The sequence below is a fragment of the Pseudomonas putida genome (assembly GCF_028682475.1).
Lineage (GTDB): Bacteria > Pseudomonadota > Gammaproteobacteria > Pseudomonadales > Pseudomonadaceae > Aquipseudomonas > Aquipseudomonas putida_AG.
Map to the genome: position 1 here is coordinate 146791 of NZ_JANHLE010000004.1, position 13608 is coordinate 160398.

General features: G+C 62.8%; 14 protein-coding genes. 5 read left to right on the forward strand and 9 right to left on the reverse strand.

The genetic code is table 11. The annotated features are described in order from the left end of the window. Positions 1 to 26 precede the first annotated feature (26 nt). The gene (gene nadD, locus NPS47_RS05265; protein WP_274294095.1) at positions 27 to 683 is read right to left on the reverse strand and encodes a nicotinate-nucleotide adenylyltransferase; all 657 of its coding nucleotides are present in this window, start codon (positions 681 to 683) and stop codon (positions 27 to 29) included. A gap of 31 nt (positions 684 to 714) precedes the next feature. Further along, positions 715 to 1986 (reverse strand): glutamate-5-semialdehyde dehydrogenase, encoded by a 1272-nt coding sequence (locus NPS47_RS05270; protein WP_274294026.1) that lies wholly within the window; start codon positions 1984 to 1986, stop codon positions 715 to 717. 236 nt (positions 1987 to 2222) lie between these two features. Here NPS47_RS05270 and NPS47_RS05275 point away from each other — a divergent pair, with 236 nt between their 5' ends. Together NPS47_RS05275 and NPS47_RS05280 are read left to right on the forward strand one after the other, a co-directional pair. Next, positions 2223 to 2915: a DNA-3-methyladenine glycosylase gene (locus NPS47_RS05275; RefSeq protein ID WP_274294027.1), complete on the forward strand. Its 693-nt coding sequence runs from the start codon at positions 2223 to 2225 to the stop codon at positions 2913 to 2915. A gap of 4 nt (positions 2916 to 2919) precedes the next feature. Then, the gene (locus NPS47_RS05280) at positions 2920 to 4236 is read left to right on the forward strand and encodes a bifunctional DedA family/phosphatase PAP2 family protein (protein WP_274294028.1); all 1317 of its coding nucleotides are present in this window, start codon (positions 2920 to 2922) and stop codon (positions 4234 to 4236) included. A gap of 4 nt (positions 4237 to 4240) precedes the next feature. On the opposite strand, the gene NPS47_RS05285 is transcribed toward NPS47_RS05280, so the two are convergent. Genes NPS47_RS05285 through NPS47_RS05295 form a run of 3 tightly spaced genes read right to left on the reverse strand, consistent with a single transcriptional unit; the run spans position 4241 to position 5916 of the window. Next, the gene (locus NPS47_RS05285) at positions 4241 to 4831 is read right to left on the reverse strand and encodes an LON peptidase substrate-binding domain-containing protein (RefSeq protein ID WP_274294029.1); all 591 of its coding nucleotides are present in this window, start codon (positions 4829 to 4831) and stop codon (positions 4241 to 4243) included. 9 nt (positions 4832 to 4840) lie between these two features. Next, positions 4841 to 5551 (reverse strand): LrgB family protein, encoded by a 711-nt coding sequence (locus NPS47_RS05290; protein ID WP_274294096.1) that lies wholly within the window; start codon positions 5549 to 5551, stop codon positions 4841 to 4843. A 2-nt stretch (positions 5552 to 5553) separates the two neighbouring features. Beyond that, on the reverse strand, positions 5554 to 5916 hold the full coding sequence (locus tag NPS47_RS05295; protein ID WP_274294030.1) for a CidA/LrgA family protein: 363 nt from the start codon (positions 5914 to 5916) through the stop codon (positions 5554 to 5556). Positions 5917 to 6085: 169 nt separating this feature from the next. Between NPS47_RS05295 and NPS47_RS05300 the strand changes: the two genes are divergently transcribed. From NPS47_RS05300 to NPS47_RS05310, 3 genes are all read left to right on the forward strand, one after another. Further along, the gene (locus NPS47_RS05300; protein WP_274294031.1) at positions 6086 to 6541 is read left to right on the forward strand and encodes a MaoC family dehydratase; all 456 of its coding nucleotides are present in this window, start codon (positions 6086 to 6088) and stop codon (positions 6539 to 6541) included. An 88-nt stretch (positions 6542 to 6629) separates the two neighbouring features. Then, a complete protein-coding gene (locus NPS47_RS05305) occupies positions 6630 to 8360 on the forward strand; it encodes a C13 family peptidase (RefSeq protein WP_274294032.1) in 1731 nt (576 codons plus the stop codon). A gap of 26 nt (positions 8361 to 8386) precedes the next feature. Next, positions 8387 to 9028, forward strand: coding sequence for an oxidoreductase (locus tag NPS47_RS05310; protein WP_274294033.1), 642 nt, complete (start codon positions 8387 to 8389; stop codon positions 9026 to 9028). A gap of 75 nt (positions 9029 to 9103) precedes the next feature. On the opposite strand, the gene NPS47_RS05315 is transcribed toward NPS47_RS05310, so the two are convergent. The 4 genes from NPS47_RS05315 to NPS47_RS05330 all read right to left on the reverse strand — a co-directional run bounded on the left by NPS47_RS05315 (position 9104) and on the right by NPS47_RS05330 (position 13394). Beyond that, on the reverse strand, positions 9104 to 9391 hold the full coding sequence (locus NPS47_RS05315; protein ID WP_274294034.1) for a YceK/YidQ family lipoprotein: 288 nt from the start codon (positions 9389 to 9391) through the stop codon (positions 9104 to 9106). Continuing rightward, positions 9388 to 10017, reverse strand: a complete 630-nt coding sequence (gene ubiX, locus NPS47_RS05320; RefSeq protein WP_274294035.1) for a flavin prenyltransferase UbiX — start codon at positions 10015 to 10017, stop codon at positions 9388 to 9390. The genes NPS47_RS05315 and ubiX overlap by 4 nt, the downstream gene beginning before the upstream one ends. Then, positions 10014 to 11363: a UDP-N-acetylmuramate:L-alanyl-gamma-D-glutamyl-meso-diaminopimelate ligase gene (gene mpl / locus NPS47_RS05325; RefSeq protein ID WP_274294036.1), complete on the reverse strand. Its 1350-nt coding sequence runs from the start codon at positions 11361 to 11363 to the stop codon at positions 10014 to 10016. The genes ubiX and mpl overlap by 4 nt, the downstream gene beginning before the upstream one ends. Before the next feature lie 66 nt (positions 11364 to 11429). Next, complete coding sequence (locus NPS47_RS05330) at positions 11430 to 13394, reverse strand: sigma-54-dependent Fis family transcriptional regulator (protein ID WP_274294037.1); 1965 nt, start codon at positions 13392 to 13394, stop codon at positions 11430 to 11432. Positions 13395 to 13608: the final 214 nt, after the last annotated feature.

Here is a 13608-nt window from a genome sequence, read left to right on the forward strand (position 1 = left end):
ATAGTGTGAGGCGCTTCACAGCACCTTCAGTTCGGCGCACGGTACAGGTTGTGCGCATCGATGTAGGCCAGTACTGCGTCCGGCACCAGAAACCGCACCGACTTGCCGCTGGCCAGCAGCTGTCGGATCTGCGTGGCTGACACCGCAAGCGGTGTCTGCCAGACGAATGCAATTTGTCCCGCCGGCCCAACCAGAGCCTGCGGGTCACTGACTGAGCGTGCGGCCAGCAGGTTGCGCAGGGCATCCGGTGGCTCGACGTCGGCATCCGGGCGTTGCAGCACCAGGATGTGACAGTGTTGCAGCAATTCTTCCCAACGGTGCCAACTGGGCAGGCCGCAGAACGCGTCCCAGCCCAGCAGCAGAAACAGCTGGTCCGAAGCGGCCAGTTCGGCGCGCATCAGTTCAAGTGTTTCGATGGTATACGACGGCGTGTCGCGCGCCAGTTCCCGCGCATCCACCGACAAGGTCGGCACGCCTTCAACCGCACAACGGACCATTTCCAGACGGTCCTGGGCCGATACTTGCGGCGTGTCCCGGTGCGGCGGGCGGGCATTGGGCATCAGCCGCAGCTCGTCCAGCGCCAGTACCTCGGCGACCTCAAGCGCGCTGCGCAAGTGGCCGATGTGGACCGGGTCGAAGGTCCCGCCGAGCACACCAATGCGCCGGGCGGGCGGCATCGTCATGACGGCGGCGAGCGGTTTGCGCTCGGCCAAGTCAGAGCGACTCCTGTCCACGCAGTTGACCGTCGCCGATCACCACGTATTTCTCGCAGGTCAGGCCTTCCAGCCCGACCGGACCGCGGGCGTGCAGCTTGTCGGTGGAAATACCGATTTCTGCGCCCAGGCCATATTCGAAACCGTCGGCAAAGCAGGTCGGGGTGTTGATCATCACCGAGGACGAATCGACCTCGGCGGTGAACTGCCGGGCCTGACCCTGGTGCTCGGTGACGATGGAATCGGTGTGATGCGAGCCGTAATGATTGATGTGCTCGATCGCCTGGTCCAGACCGTCGACCACGCGGATCGACAGAATCGCCGCCAGGTACTCGGTGTTCCAGTCCGCTTCAGTGGCCGGTACGGCATCGATAATCTGCCGGGTCCGCTCACAACCGCGCAGTTCGACGCCTTTTTCCCGAAATTGACGGGCCATTTCTGGCAGAAACTCTGCTGCAACCGACTGATCGACCAGCAGCGTTTCCATCGCCCCGCAAATGCCATACCGGTAGGTTTTGGCGTTGAAGGCAATGCGCCGGGCCTTGTCCAGCTCGGCGTGCTCGGCCACATAAACGTGACAGATGCCGTCCAGATGCTTGATCACCGGTACCCGCGCATCACGGCTGATCCGCTCGATCAGGCCCTTGCCGCCACGCGGCACGATCACATCGACATACTCGGGCATGCTGATCAGCGCGCCGACCGCTTCACGGTCGGTGGTTTCCACCACCTGCACCACCGCAGCCGGCAGGCCGGCTTCGGCCAGGCCGCGCTGGATACAGGCGGCGATGGCGCGGTTGGAGTGAATGGCCTCGGAACCGCCGCGCAGGATGGTGGCGTTGCCCGACTTCAGGCAAAGGCTGGCCGCATCGATGGTCACGTTCGGGCGCGACTCGTAGATGATCCCGATCACCCCCAGCGGTACGCGCATCTTGCCGACCTGAATACCCGATGGCCGGTAGCTCATGTCACGAATCGCCCCGACCGGATCCGGTAGGCTGGCGACCTGGCGCAGGCCGACGATCATGCCGTCGATCCGCGCCGGGGTCAGCGCCAGGCGCTCAAGCATGGCCGGTTCCAGGCCATTGGCGCGACCAGCGGCCAGGTCCAGCTCGTTGGCAGCCGACAGCTCGACGCGGGCAGCGTCCAGGGCATTGGCGGCAGCTTGCAAGGCGCGGTTCTTCTGCGCGGTGCTGGCACGGCCAATCACGCGGGAAGCCTCGCGGGCAGCGCGACCCAGGCGGGTCATGTAGTCAAGAACGGACTCAGTCATGGGCTCAGTAGTCTTGGCGAAGGGGAAAATCGGCTGATTATAACTGGCACGCCGCCCCGCGCCCAGCGGTGACAGGCGGATGGTCAAAAACAGTGTTCATATCAATGGCCAATCCACCCTTTGATCGCGGGGCAAGCCCGCTCCCACAGTGGGGATAAGGTCCCTGGCCGCTGTTCAGTCTCGATTAAGACAGAAATTGCTATCATCGCCGACCTGACCACCGCGAATCCGCCAGCATGCCCGACTCAGCCCCCTGCCCGTCCCGAGCCCTGCCCGACAGCTTCTTCGACCGTGACGCAGAGGAACTGGCCAAAGCCCTGCTGGGCAAGGTCATCCGCCACCGTCACGGTCCGTACTGGCTGGCAGCGCGGATCATCGAGACCGAGGCCTACTACCTGAGCGACAAAGGCAGCCACGCGTCGCTCGGCTACACCGAAAAGCGCAAAGCACTGTTTCTCGATGGCGGACACATCTACATGTACTACGCGCGCGGCGGCGACTCGCTGAACTTCAGCGCCCATGGTCCGGGCAATGCCGTGCTGATCAAATCGGCCTATCCGTTCGTCGACGCCATCAGCGACGACAACAGCCTGGCACAGATGCAACTGAACAACCCCGATGCCAGCGGCCAGGCCCGTCCGGCCGAACGCCTGTGCGCCGGGCAGACCCTGCTGTGCAAGGCCCTGGGCTTGAAGGTGCCGCAGTGGGACGGCAAACGCTTCGACCCCGAGCAACTGTTCGTTGAAGACTGCGGTATCAATGTGAAACACATTATTCAATCCGCCCGCCTGGGCATTCCCCATGGCCGCGACGAACATCTGCCCTACCGTTTCGTCGACGCCGACTTTGCCCGCCATTGCACACGGAACCCGCTGCGCCGGGGCCAAGTCGAAGGCCGGGACTACTTTCTACTGACACAAGGAAACTGACACGATGGGCCAATGGCTCGACAGCCTGACCGGTTGGCTTGGCGCCAACCCGCAATGGCTTGGCTTGGCGATTTTTCTGGTGGCCTGCGTGGAGTGCCTGGCCATCGCCGGAATCATCGTGCCTGGCACCGTACTGCTGTTCGCCGTGGCCGTACTGGCTGGCAGCGGCGCCCTGTCGCTGGGGGAAACCCTGCTGCTGGGATTCCTGGGCGGCCTGCTGGGCGACGCCATCTCCTACACCCTGGGGCGCAAGTTTCATCAGAACATCCGGCGCCTGCCGTTGCTGCGCCACCATCCGGAATGGATCGGCGGCGCCGAAAGCTATTTCCAGCGCTACGGTATTGCCAGCCTGCTGGTCGGTCGCTTCATCGGCCCGCTGCGGCCGATGCTGCCGATGGTCGCCGGCATGTTCGACATGCCCCTGCCTCGCTTTATCGCGGTCAGCCTGCTGGCCGGTGCCGGTTGGTCGGTCGCCTACCTGCTGCCCGGCTGGGCCACCGGCGCGGCCATGCGCTTGCCGCTGCCTGAAGGGTTCTGGCTGGATGCGGGCCTGATCGCCGCTGGCCTGGCCATACTAGTCGGCGTCAGTATCAACTGCAGCCTGCGCAGCATGCGTCGCGGCACCCGGGTGATTGCCGGTCTCAGTCTGCTGGCCCTGGCCGCGCTGTTTATCGGCTGGCCGTATCTGCATGAGTTCGACCAGGGTTTGATGACCCTGATCCAGGAGCACCGCAGCAATGTCATCGATGGCAGCGTGGTGCTGATCACGCGCATGGGCGATTTTCGCACCCAGCTGTTCCTTGGCGGCTTGTTGACGGGCCTGTTGTTGCTAGCCCGGCAATGGCGTCCGGCACTCTTCGCCGGTACCACCCTGATCGGTACGGCCCTGGCCAATGGCAGCCTGAAATGGCTGTTCGCCCGCGCCCGCCCGGAAGTGCTGACCGATCCGCTGACCACCTACAGCATGCCCAGCGGCCACAGCTCGGCAGCCTTCGCCTTTTTTCTGGTGCTGGCGGTGCTGGCCGGGCGCGGCCAGCCGGCGCGCATGCGCCTGACCTGGATCCTGCTGGGGTGTTTGCCGGCGCTGGCCATTGCGCTGTCGAGGGTTTACCTGGGCGCGCACTGGCCAACCGATATCCTCGCCGGGGCCATGCTCGCCTGCTGTATCTGCGCCACCAGCCTGACGCTTATCCAGCATCGCGAGCCGATCATCGCCCTGCCGTTGAAAGTCTGGTGGTTGATTCTGCCGGCCTGTGTAGCGCTTCTGGCGTTCTTCAGCCTGCATTCGCTGCCACACGCCCTGGTGCGCTACCAGTATTGAGGGCTCAGGCGAACAGCTCGCCCTGCAGTCGGTCAAGCAATGCCTGGATAGCGTCCAGGCGTTGCCGAGGTGAGTCGATGGCCAGCAGGTCGAGCTTGTCTTCTTCGACAAAGGGCAGCAGGTAAGCCAGCTGGTTGGCCAGTGCCTGTTGACCGGTGACCGTCACCGGCATGCCCAGTGCCTCGACCATCGGATGCTCGCCCAGCGCTTGCAGCAGCGCCAGCAAGTCATGATGGTCATCCGCCAGCGGCATATCTTCCCCCTCTGGCAGCCAGGACACATCAGCGACCAGCAACTGGTCTTTCTGCACCTCGAAAGGCCCGACACGAAAACGCCGGGTGCCCTCGACACGGATGCCGAGCAGGCCGTTGTCCTGCTGCTGAAAGTCGCGAATCAGCGCCTCGCAACCTATCTGCGAAAAGCCCGTCGGCGCTTTGCCGACCTGCTCGCCTTCAAGAATGCAGACCACACCAAAACCGCCGCCCCGCTTCATGCAGCGGCCGATCATGTCCAGGTAGCGCGCCTCGAAAATCTGCAGGTCGAGAAAGCAGCCTGGAAACAACACGGTATTGAGCGGAAACAGCGGTAACGTCATTGCAACTCCTCAAGCAACCAGGCTGACCGCCAGCGGCAGGAACACCGCCGTGGCAACGCCCATCAGGCTCATCGCCAGGGCCGCGAAGGCCCCGCATTCATCACTTTCCTGCAGGGCCACCGAAGTGCCCACTGCGTGAGCGGTCACGCCCAGCGCCATGCCTCGCGCCTCCGGGCTGTGCACACCACAGCGCGACAGCAATCCGGGGCCGAAGATCGCGCCAATCACCCCGGTGATCAACACGAACACCGCCGCCAGCGCGGCCACACCGCCGATCTGCTCCGCCACCAGCATGGCGATCGGCGACGTCACCGACTTCGGCGCCATGGTCATCAGGATCATGTGCTCGGCGCCAAACCACCAGCCCAGCAGCAGGCAGGCGCCCGTCGCGACGATCCCTCCGATTACCAGCGTAGTAAAGGTCGGCCAGAACAGCTGGCGAATCCGCCGCAGATTGAGATAAAGCGGCACCGCCAGCGCCACCGTCGCCGGCCCCAACAGGATACTCATGATCTCGGTACTTTTGCGGTACTCGCTGTAAGTCAAGCCACAGGCGAGCAGTACGCCAATGACCACCAGCATCGACACCAGCACCGGCTGAAGGAAAATCCAGCGGGTCTTTTCGTAGGCCGCCAGCACCAGTTGGTACGCCCCCAGGGTGATGCCGATGCCGAACAATGGATGGTGAATGACCGCGTCCAGTGCGCCGTTCCAGTCCAGGCTCATGGCCGCTCCTCACGCTTGATCTGACGGGCGATGAGCTTTTGCATCAGCACCCCGACGAAGGCCAGGGTCACCAGCGCCGAAATCACCAGGGCACCGACGATGGCCCAGAAGTCCGCGGCGATATCCGCGGCGTAGACCATCACGCCCACCGCGGGCGGCACCAGCAGCAAGGGCAGGTAGCGCAACAGGCTATTGGCCGCCTCGCTCAGCGGCGCGCCGACTTCACCGCGCACCATGAGGAACACCAGCAGCAGTAACAGGCCAATGATCGGCCCGGGCAAGATGGGCACAAACAAATGATTGATTGCCGTCCCAAGCAATTGAAACAACACCAGCCAGGTCAAACCACGCAACAGCATAACTTTCTCCTTCGGGCCTGGCGGCCATTATAAGCACGCTAACGACTTGCCTATAACTTGATATTCGCCGAAAACATGGCGACTTGACCGCTTTGAGCAGGCGTGCTGATCTTAGGCGTTCGAATCTGCCTAAGTCATAAGAAAACCAAAAATCGTCAGGAGAGTCACAATGCCCTTTGTACCTGTTGCAGAGCTGTCGCAGTACGTTGGAAAGGAACTGGGATGTTCCGAATGGCTGACCATCGATCAAGCGCGCATCAACCTGTTTGCCGAAGCCACGGGTGACTTTCAGTTCATTCATGTGGACGCGGAGAAGGCGGCAAAAACGCCGTTTGGCAGCACAATCGCTCACGGTTTTCTCACCCTGTCGCTGATCCCCAAGCTGATGGAGAACATCCTGGTCTTGCCTGAAGGCCTGAAGATGGTCGTCAACTACGGCCTGGATAGCGTGCGCTTCATTCAGCCAGTAAAAGTCGACAGCAACGTGCGCCTCAAGGTCGCCCTGAGCGAAGCCTTCGAGAAAAAGCCCGGCCAATGGCTGCTCAAGTTCACCGCCACCCTGGAAATCGAAGGCCAGGAAAAGCCCGCCTACATTGCCGAGCCGCTGACACTCTGCTTCGTCTGAGGCAACCCGATACTGAAACAGCCTCTGCGGCTGTTTCAGTCTGTACATTGTGCGGCATACTCGGGGCCTTACCCGTCCGGACCCCGTCATGCGCCCACTTGTTCCGCTTGCCCTGACCTTGCTGCTCGCCGCCTGTGGCGATGGCGAACCGCTGTCTCCGCCCGATGCCCGCCTGCCCGATGGCGGCCGCTTCCGGGGCCAGGTCGTCGATGGCCTGCTGCAAGGCGAAGGGCGCATCGATTACCCCAATGGCAGCTGGTATGCCGGCAACTTCCTGAACGGTCAGTGGCACGGCCAGGGCGAGTGGCATGGCAGCAATGGCGAGGTCTACCGTGGCCAGTTCCAGCAGGGTCTGTTCCATGGCCAGGGCACTCTGAAGACACCCGGCAGCAGCTACATCGGTGGTTTCAAACTGGGCCGTCGCGATGGCGAAGGCACCCTGAAAGAAACCGGCCTGTTGTATCGCGGCCAGTTCAAAGACGACCAGTACAGTGGCGCCGGGCATCTGGAGCTGGCCGACGGCAGCCAGTACCAGGGCCTGTTTGCTCGCGGTAAACCCAATGGCGAAGGCATCCGCAGCGACGCCACGGGCAACCAGTTCAGCGGTCGCTTCGTCAACGGTCAGCTCGAAGGCAGCGGCACCTTCAATAGCGCCGAAGGCGACCAGTACATCGGTGCCTTTCGTGACAACCACCTGGAAGGCCGCGGCCGCTACGAAAGCACCGACGGTGATGTCTGGATCGGCCAGTTCAAGGACGGCACGCTCAACGGCAAGGGCGAGTTGATCGGCGCTGACGGCAGCCATTACCAGGGCAACTTTGTCGATTGGCGCTTCTCTGGCAAGGGCCGCCTGCAACTGGCTGACGGCAGCCTCTACGTCGGCGGTTTCGATAACGACACCTACCAGGGCCATGGCCGCCTGACCTTGAGCGATGGCAGCAGCCAGAGTGGCTACTGGGTCAATGGCCAACGTGTGCGCGACGACCAGGGCCGCCTGTTACCCGACCCGCTGGAGCTGGCCTTGCTCAACCAGGGGCGCCTGCTGGAACAGGCCCAGGCCAAGGTGCCGGCATCGACGCCGGAAATCGAACTGTACAGCCTGGCCCTGGCGGGTGACGGCAAGCAAAGCGTGTTCCTGCGTGAAGCCGACTATGTCAGCAACCTGCTCAAGAGCCGTTTTGGCGCGGTGGGCCAGATCAACCTGGTCAATCACCGCGACCACCTCGATGACCGGCCGCTGGCAACCCGCGAGAACCTTACCCGGGCCGCACGCACCCTGGCCGAACGTAGCGGCCCGGAAGACCTGGTGTTCATCTACCTGACCAGTCATGGCAGCCACGAGCACGAATTGGTCCTCGACCTGCCGCGCATGCAACTGGCCGACCTGCCTGCCGACGCCCTGGCCAGCGCCTTGGCGCCATTAAAAGATCGCCACAAAGTGATCGTCATCTCGGCGTGCTATTCGGGGGGGTATATCGACGCACTCAAGGACAACATGACCCTGATCATGACCGCCTCGCGCGCCGACCGCGTATCATTTGGCTGCTCCGAGGAAGCCGACTTCACCTATTTCGGTGATGCGTTGTTCGCCCAGGCCCTGAACCAGACCGACGACCTGCGCCAGGCCTTCGACCTGGCCAGTGCCAGCGTTGCCGAGCGAGAGACGGCGCAAGGATTCGAAGCCTCCGAGCCGCAGATCTGGGCGCCCAGCGAGGTACTCGCGCACTGGCAACGGCTGCGCCAACAACAGGCACGTAAAGCCTTGCAGAGCAAAGCGGACAAGCAAGCTGGACATGCAAAAAATGCCAGTACCCACTAAGCTGACTGTATCAAGGGAGAGACATCATGTACTTGACGCCTCAGCATATCCTGCTTGCCGGAGCCACCGGTCTCACTGGTGAACATCTACTCGATCGACTGCTCAACGAGCCTACGGTCAGTCGAGTACTGGCCCCTACCCGTCGGCCATTGGCCGAACACCCGCACCTGGAAAATCCGGTCGGTGATCCCGCGCTGTTCCCGCCACAGCTGGCCGGTCGCGTCGATATCGCCTTCTGCTGCCTGGGCACCACGATCAAACAGGCCGGCTCCGAGCCCGCCTTCCGCGCCGTCGACCTGGACATGGTCGTGGCCTTCGGCAAACGTGCCCGGGAGATGGGCGCACGCCACCTGCTGGTGGTCAGTGCCATGGGCGCCGACCGCAGATCGCCGATTTTCTACAACCGGGTCAAGGGTGAGATGGAATATGCGCTGAGGGCTCAGGATTGGCCGCAGCTGACCATTGCCCGACCTTCGCTGCTGCTCGGAGACCGAGAGGAGCCACGCCTGGTCGAACAGATTGCTGGCCCGCTGTCGAAGCTGATTCCCGGCAAGTACCGCGGCATCGAAGCCTGCCAGCTGGCGCGGGCGCTGTGGCGTCTGGCGCTGGAAGAACAGGATGGCATTCGCATTGTCGAGTCTGATGAATTGCGCAAGCTCGGGAAATAATCGCGGGGCAAGCCCGCTCCCACTGGTTTGCACAACCGTTGTGGGAGCTGGCGTTGCCAGCGATGAGGCCCGCCGCTACAACCCGCCAGTCGCCTGAAACCCTATCCCCAGTGCGGTCAACACCGACAAAGGCAGCAACACGGTATCGAGCAAAGCACTCCCCGGCAGGTCCAGCCCCGGATACTGTGGCGCCTCGGCGCCAAAACGATCCATCGCACAGCAACCACCCTGCAATGCATACCAATCCAGCCGCGTGCCGCTATACACCAACGGCGCCCCCGGCTTGGCCGCATCCAGCGTGCGCACCGTCGCGCAACCGCTAACCAGCAAAACCAGCAGGCCTACGCCAAGCAGTCGCTTCATTCATCGGCGCCGAAGTGATGCTCGCCCCAACGTGGCAGCATGTCCTGGGGAATATTCAGCACATTGAGAATCCGCGCCACGACAAAGTCGATCAGGTCATCGATGGTCTGCGGCTGATGATAGAACCCCGGTGCCGCCGGCAGGATCACCGCGCCCATGTTCGACAACTTGAGCATGTTCTCCAGATGAATACTGGAAAACGGTGCCTCGCGCGGCACCAGGATCAGCTGGCGACGCTCCTTCAAAGTAACGTCCGCCGCACGCTCGATCAGGTTGTTACAAGCCCCGGTGGCAATCGCCGACAGGGTGCCGGTGGAGCACGGTACCACCACCATCGCCGCAGGCGCGCCCGAGCCGGACGCTACTGGCGACATCCAGTCTTCCTTGCCATACACACGAATCTGTCCGGCGGCGGCACCGGTGTACTCGGTCAAAAAGGCCTGCATCGCTTGAGGTTTGGCCGGAAGCAGCACATCGGTCTCGGTCGACATCACCAGTTGCGCCGCCTTGGAGATCAGAAAATGCACCTCGCGGTCCTCGCGCACCAGGCAATCGAGCAGGCGCAGACCATACTGCGCCCCCGAAGCCCCGGTCATCGCCAGGGTGATGCGTTCCGGCCCGCTCATTTCAGCGCCTCAGCCAGCTTGCCATGCAGCCCGCCAAAGCCGCCGTTGCTCATGATCACCACCTGGGTGCCCGGCTTGGCCTGGCTCTTGACCCGCTCGATGATGGCTTCAAGGCTGTCAGCGACCACCGAAGGCACCTTGCACTCGGCGGCAGTGGCAGCCAGGTCCCAACCGAGGTTCGGTGGCGCGTACCAGATCACCTGATCGGCATCGTTGACGCTTTCTGGCAAGCCATCACGGTGGGCGCCCAGCTTCATCGAGTTGGAGCGTGGCTCGATCACTGCGATCAACGGTGCATCGCCAATGCGCTTGCGCAGGCCGTCGAGGGTAGTGGCAATCGCAGTCGGGTGATGAGCGAAGTCGTCATAGATCGTCACACCCTGCACTTCAGCGACTTTTTCCATGCGTCGTTTGACGCTTTTGAACGCGCTCAGCGCAGCGATACCCATGGCCGGTACTACGCCAACATGGCGAGCTGCGGCCAGGGTCGCCAAAGCGTTGGCGACGTTGTGCTGACCGGTCAGCTCCCACTCGACCACACCCTGGGTTTCACCTTCGAAGCTGACTTCAAAGCGCGAGCCGTCGGCGCTGAGCAGTTTGACCTGCCACTGCCCGCCTTCACCCGTAGTCTGCACCGGGGTCCAGCAACCCATCTTGATCACCCGCTCCAGCGCTGGCTCGGTAGTCGGATGAATCACCAGGCCTTCGCTCGGAATGGTCCGCACCAGGTGGTGGAACTGCCGCTCGATGGCGGCCAGGTCCGGGAAGATATCGGCGTGGTCGAACTCAAGGTTGTTGAGGATCGCGGTACGCGGACGGTAGTGCACGAACTTCGAGCGCTTGTCGAAGAAGGCGCTGTCATATTCATCGGCCTCGACCACGAAGAACGGCGTGCCGCCCAGACGTGCCGACACCGAGAAGTTCTGCGGTACGCCACCGATCAGGAAGCCCGGACTCATGCCGGCATGCTCCAGCACCCAGGCCAGCATGCTGCTGGTGGTGGTTTTGCCGTGGGTACCGGCCACTGCCATCACCCAGCGGCCTTGCAGGACGTGATCAGCCAGCCATTGCGGGCCCGATACATAAGGCAGGCCCTTGTTGAGCACGTACTCGACGGCCGGATTGCCCCGCGACAGGGCGTTGCCGATCACCACCAGGTCGGGCGCCGGGTCCAGCTGGGCGGCGTCGTAACCCTGGGTCAGCTCGATGCCCTGGGCCTCGAGCTGAGTGCTCATGGGCGGATAGACATTGGCGTCGGAGCCCGTAACCCGGTGCCCGAGTTCTTTGGCCAGCACTGCCAGAGAACCCATGAAAGTGCCGCAGATACCAAGAATGTGAATGTGCATTATCGACCTCGCAAAACGTCGAGGCAGGGTAGCCCAGGGCGCAGGAATTCGCATCCTGTGTTTCGCTCAAAGGCTGCGGGCGATACCGTGTTTGCGAAGTTTTCGATACAAGGTATTGCGACTGACGCCCAACTGGGCTGCTACATGGGTCATGTGCCAGCGTTGTTGTTCCAAGGCCGCAAGCAAGGCACCACGCTCAGCGTCCTCCAAGGGGGCCACCTGTGGGAGCGGCGGTGCGACGACTCGACTTGCCCCGCGATTGCGGTCTGTCTGAACTACCGCATCGCGGGGCAAGCCCGCTCCTACCGTGATTGGTGGCAGATCGCAAAGGCGGATACAGCCGTCATCACACAGCGCCACCAACGTGCGCAACACATTCCGCAACTGCCGCACGTTCCCTGGCCAGGCGAAATCGAGCAAGGCCTGGCGTGCCGAGGGCTCCAACGTCACCGACTGCTCACCCGCCTCTTCAGCCAGAATGAAATCCAGCAGCTGCGCCTTGTCACTGCGCTCGCGCAAGGCCGGCAACTCGACTTCCAGACCATTGAGCCGGTAATAAAGGTCCTCTCGGAAACTGCCATCCTCCACCCGCTCCAGCAGGTTGCGGTGGGTGGCACTGATGATGCGCACGTTGACCGCCTGCGGCTCACCGCCAATCGGCACCACCATGCGATCTTCCAGCACCCGCAGCAGACGGGTCTGCAGGGCCAGGGGCATGTCGCCGATTTCGTCCAGCAACAACGTGCCGCCATCGGCCTGCTGCAACTTGCCGCGCATGCCTTCCTTGCGCGCACCGGTAAAACTGCCACCGCGATAACCGAACAGCTCGCTCTCGATCAGGCTTTCCGGAATCGAGGCGCAGTTCAAGGCGACAAACGCCCGGTCACGACGCTGGCTGGCCTGGTGCACGGCCTTGGCAAAGGCCTCCTTGCCGCTACCGGTTTCACCATTGATCAACAGCGGCACATCACGCTCGAACACGCGCACGGCACGACGAAAATCATGCTGCAGCGCCGGATCAAGCAGGCAGATTGACCCTGCTTTTTCCACCTTGGCGGCGGGTACCGGGGTCGGCAATACAGGTTGCGCTGGCTGGCGCACCTGTCCGCGCAGACTGGCGAACAGCAAACGCCCATCGCGGGTACGCAGCGGCCAGCTGGCACTGGCGTGGGTGGTGGTGCGGCTGAACAGCTCATCCAGGGCACAGTCGAAAAACATCTCCACCGGCTTGCCCAAGGCACCGCCACGAATGGTGCCGAGCAGGTTCAAGGCGCTCTGATTGACCGCACAGATCCGCCCGTCGCCATCGAAGGCCAGCAAGCCTTCACTGAACAGGCCGACCGATTCGGCTTGCAGGTGAAAGCGCAGCAGCCACTGGTTCTCGAAATAACGCAGGAAATAACAGCTCTCGATCATCTTCGCCGAAAGATTGACCAGCGCCATGGTGTGGAACTGGCTCTGACGCGACACGTCCGGGCGCGCCGAAGAGACATCGAGCACCGCCAGCAACTCGCCGTGCGGATCGAACACCGGACTGGCCGAACAGGTCAGGCCGGTGTGCCTGCCCCGAAAATGTTCGTCTTGATGGATGGTCAACGCCTGGCGCTCGACCAGGCATGTGCCGATACCGTTGGTGCCCTCGCGGGCCTCGCTCCAGTCGGCGCCCAGCCACAGCCCGGCACGCTCGAACCCCCGCCGTTCGGTTGGCGCGGTGACGCAATTGAGGATCACCCCGCGGGCATCGGTCAGCAACACCGCGTGCCCCGCTCCGGATAACTGCTGGTGCAGGCTGTTCATCTCATTGCCAGCAATCTGCAGCACCTGCTGCAGGCGCTCGCGGCTCTCCAGCACGCGGCCATGTTCGAGCACGGTCGGTGCCATGCTCTGCGCCGGGTCCAGGTGATAATCCTCAAGGCAACGCAGCCATGAGCGGGCAATCGAAGGATCGCTGCCCGGCCCGTGCATCTGGGCCTTGCCCTGGGTCACCGTGAGCACTTGCCGGGCGTGCCGGCTGAGGTGATTGTTCTGCACTTTTTATTGTTCTCCGCAGACGAGATCGGCCCAGCATCCTCTACCCGCATGCGCAATGCAATGCTGGCTGACCCGTGGGTCACTGTCTGTGCCATTAACGGTACAAAGTGTCACCCACGCTGTACCGACGCTGCCACACCGCCACCTTCACTCGCCCCGCAAAACCCCGCAAACCCTTGATTTCACTAGGCCTGAAAACACTGGCCCGCGCCTT

Coding starts and splice junctions, on each gene's coding strand:
- nadD (WP_274294095.1), bottom strand. CDS start 683: ATGACGATGCCGCCCGCCCGGCGCATTGGTGTGCTCGGCGGGACCTTC.
- NPS47_RS05270 (WP_274294026.1), bottom strand. CDS start 1,986: ATGACTGAGTCCGTTCTTGACTACATGACCCGCCTGGGTCGCGCTGCC.
- NPS47_RS05275 (WP_274294027.1), top strand. CDS start 2,223: ATGCCCGACTCAGCCCCCTGCCCGTCCCGAGCCCTGCCCGACAGCTTC.
- NPS47_RS05280 (WP_274294028.1), top strand. CDS start 2,920: ATGGGCCAATGGCTCGACAGCCTGACCGGTTGGCTTGGCGCCAACCCG.
- NPS47_RS05285 (WP_274294029.1), bottom strand. CDS start 4,831: ATGACGTTACCGCTGTTTCCGCTCAATACCGTGTTGTTTCCAGGCTGC.
- NPS47_RS05295 (WP_274294030.1), bottom strand. CDS start 5,916: ATGCTGTTGCGTGGTTTGACCTGGCTGGTGTTGTTTCAATTGCTTGGG.
- NPS47_RS05300 (WP_274294031.1), top strand. CDS start 6,086: ATGCCCTTTGTACCTGTTGCAGAGCTGTCGCAGTACGTTGGAAAGGAA.
- NPS47_RS05305 (WP_274294032.1), top strand. CDS start 6,630: ATGCGCCCACTTGTTCCGCTTGCCCTGACCTTGCTGCTCGCCGCCTGT.
- NPS47_RS05310 (WP_274294033.1), top strand. CDS start 8,387: ATGTACTTGACGCCTCAGCATATCCTGCTTGCCGGAGCCACCGGTCTC.
- NPS47_RS05315 (WP_274294034.1), bottom strand. CDS start 9,391: ATGAAGCGACTGCTTGGCGTAGGCCTGCTGGTTTTGCTGGTTAGCGGT.
- ubiX (WP_274294035.1), bottom strand. CDS start 10,017: ATGAGCGGGCCGGAACGCATCACCCTGGCGATGACCGGGGCTTCGGGG.
- mpl (WP_274294036.1), bottom strand. CDS start 11,363: ATGCACATTCACATTCTTGGTATCTGCGGCACTTTCATGGGTTCTCTG.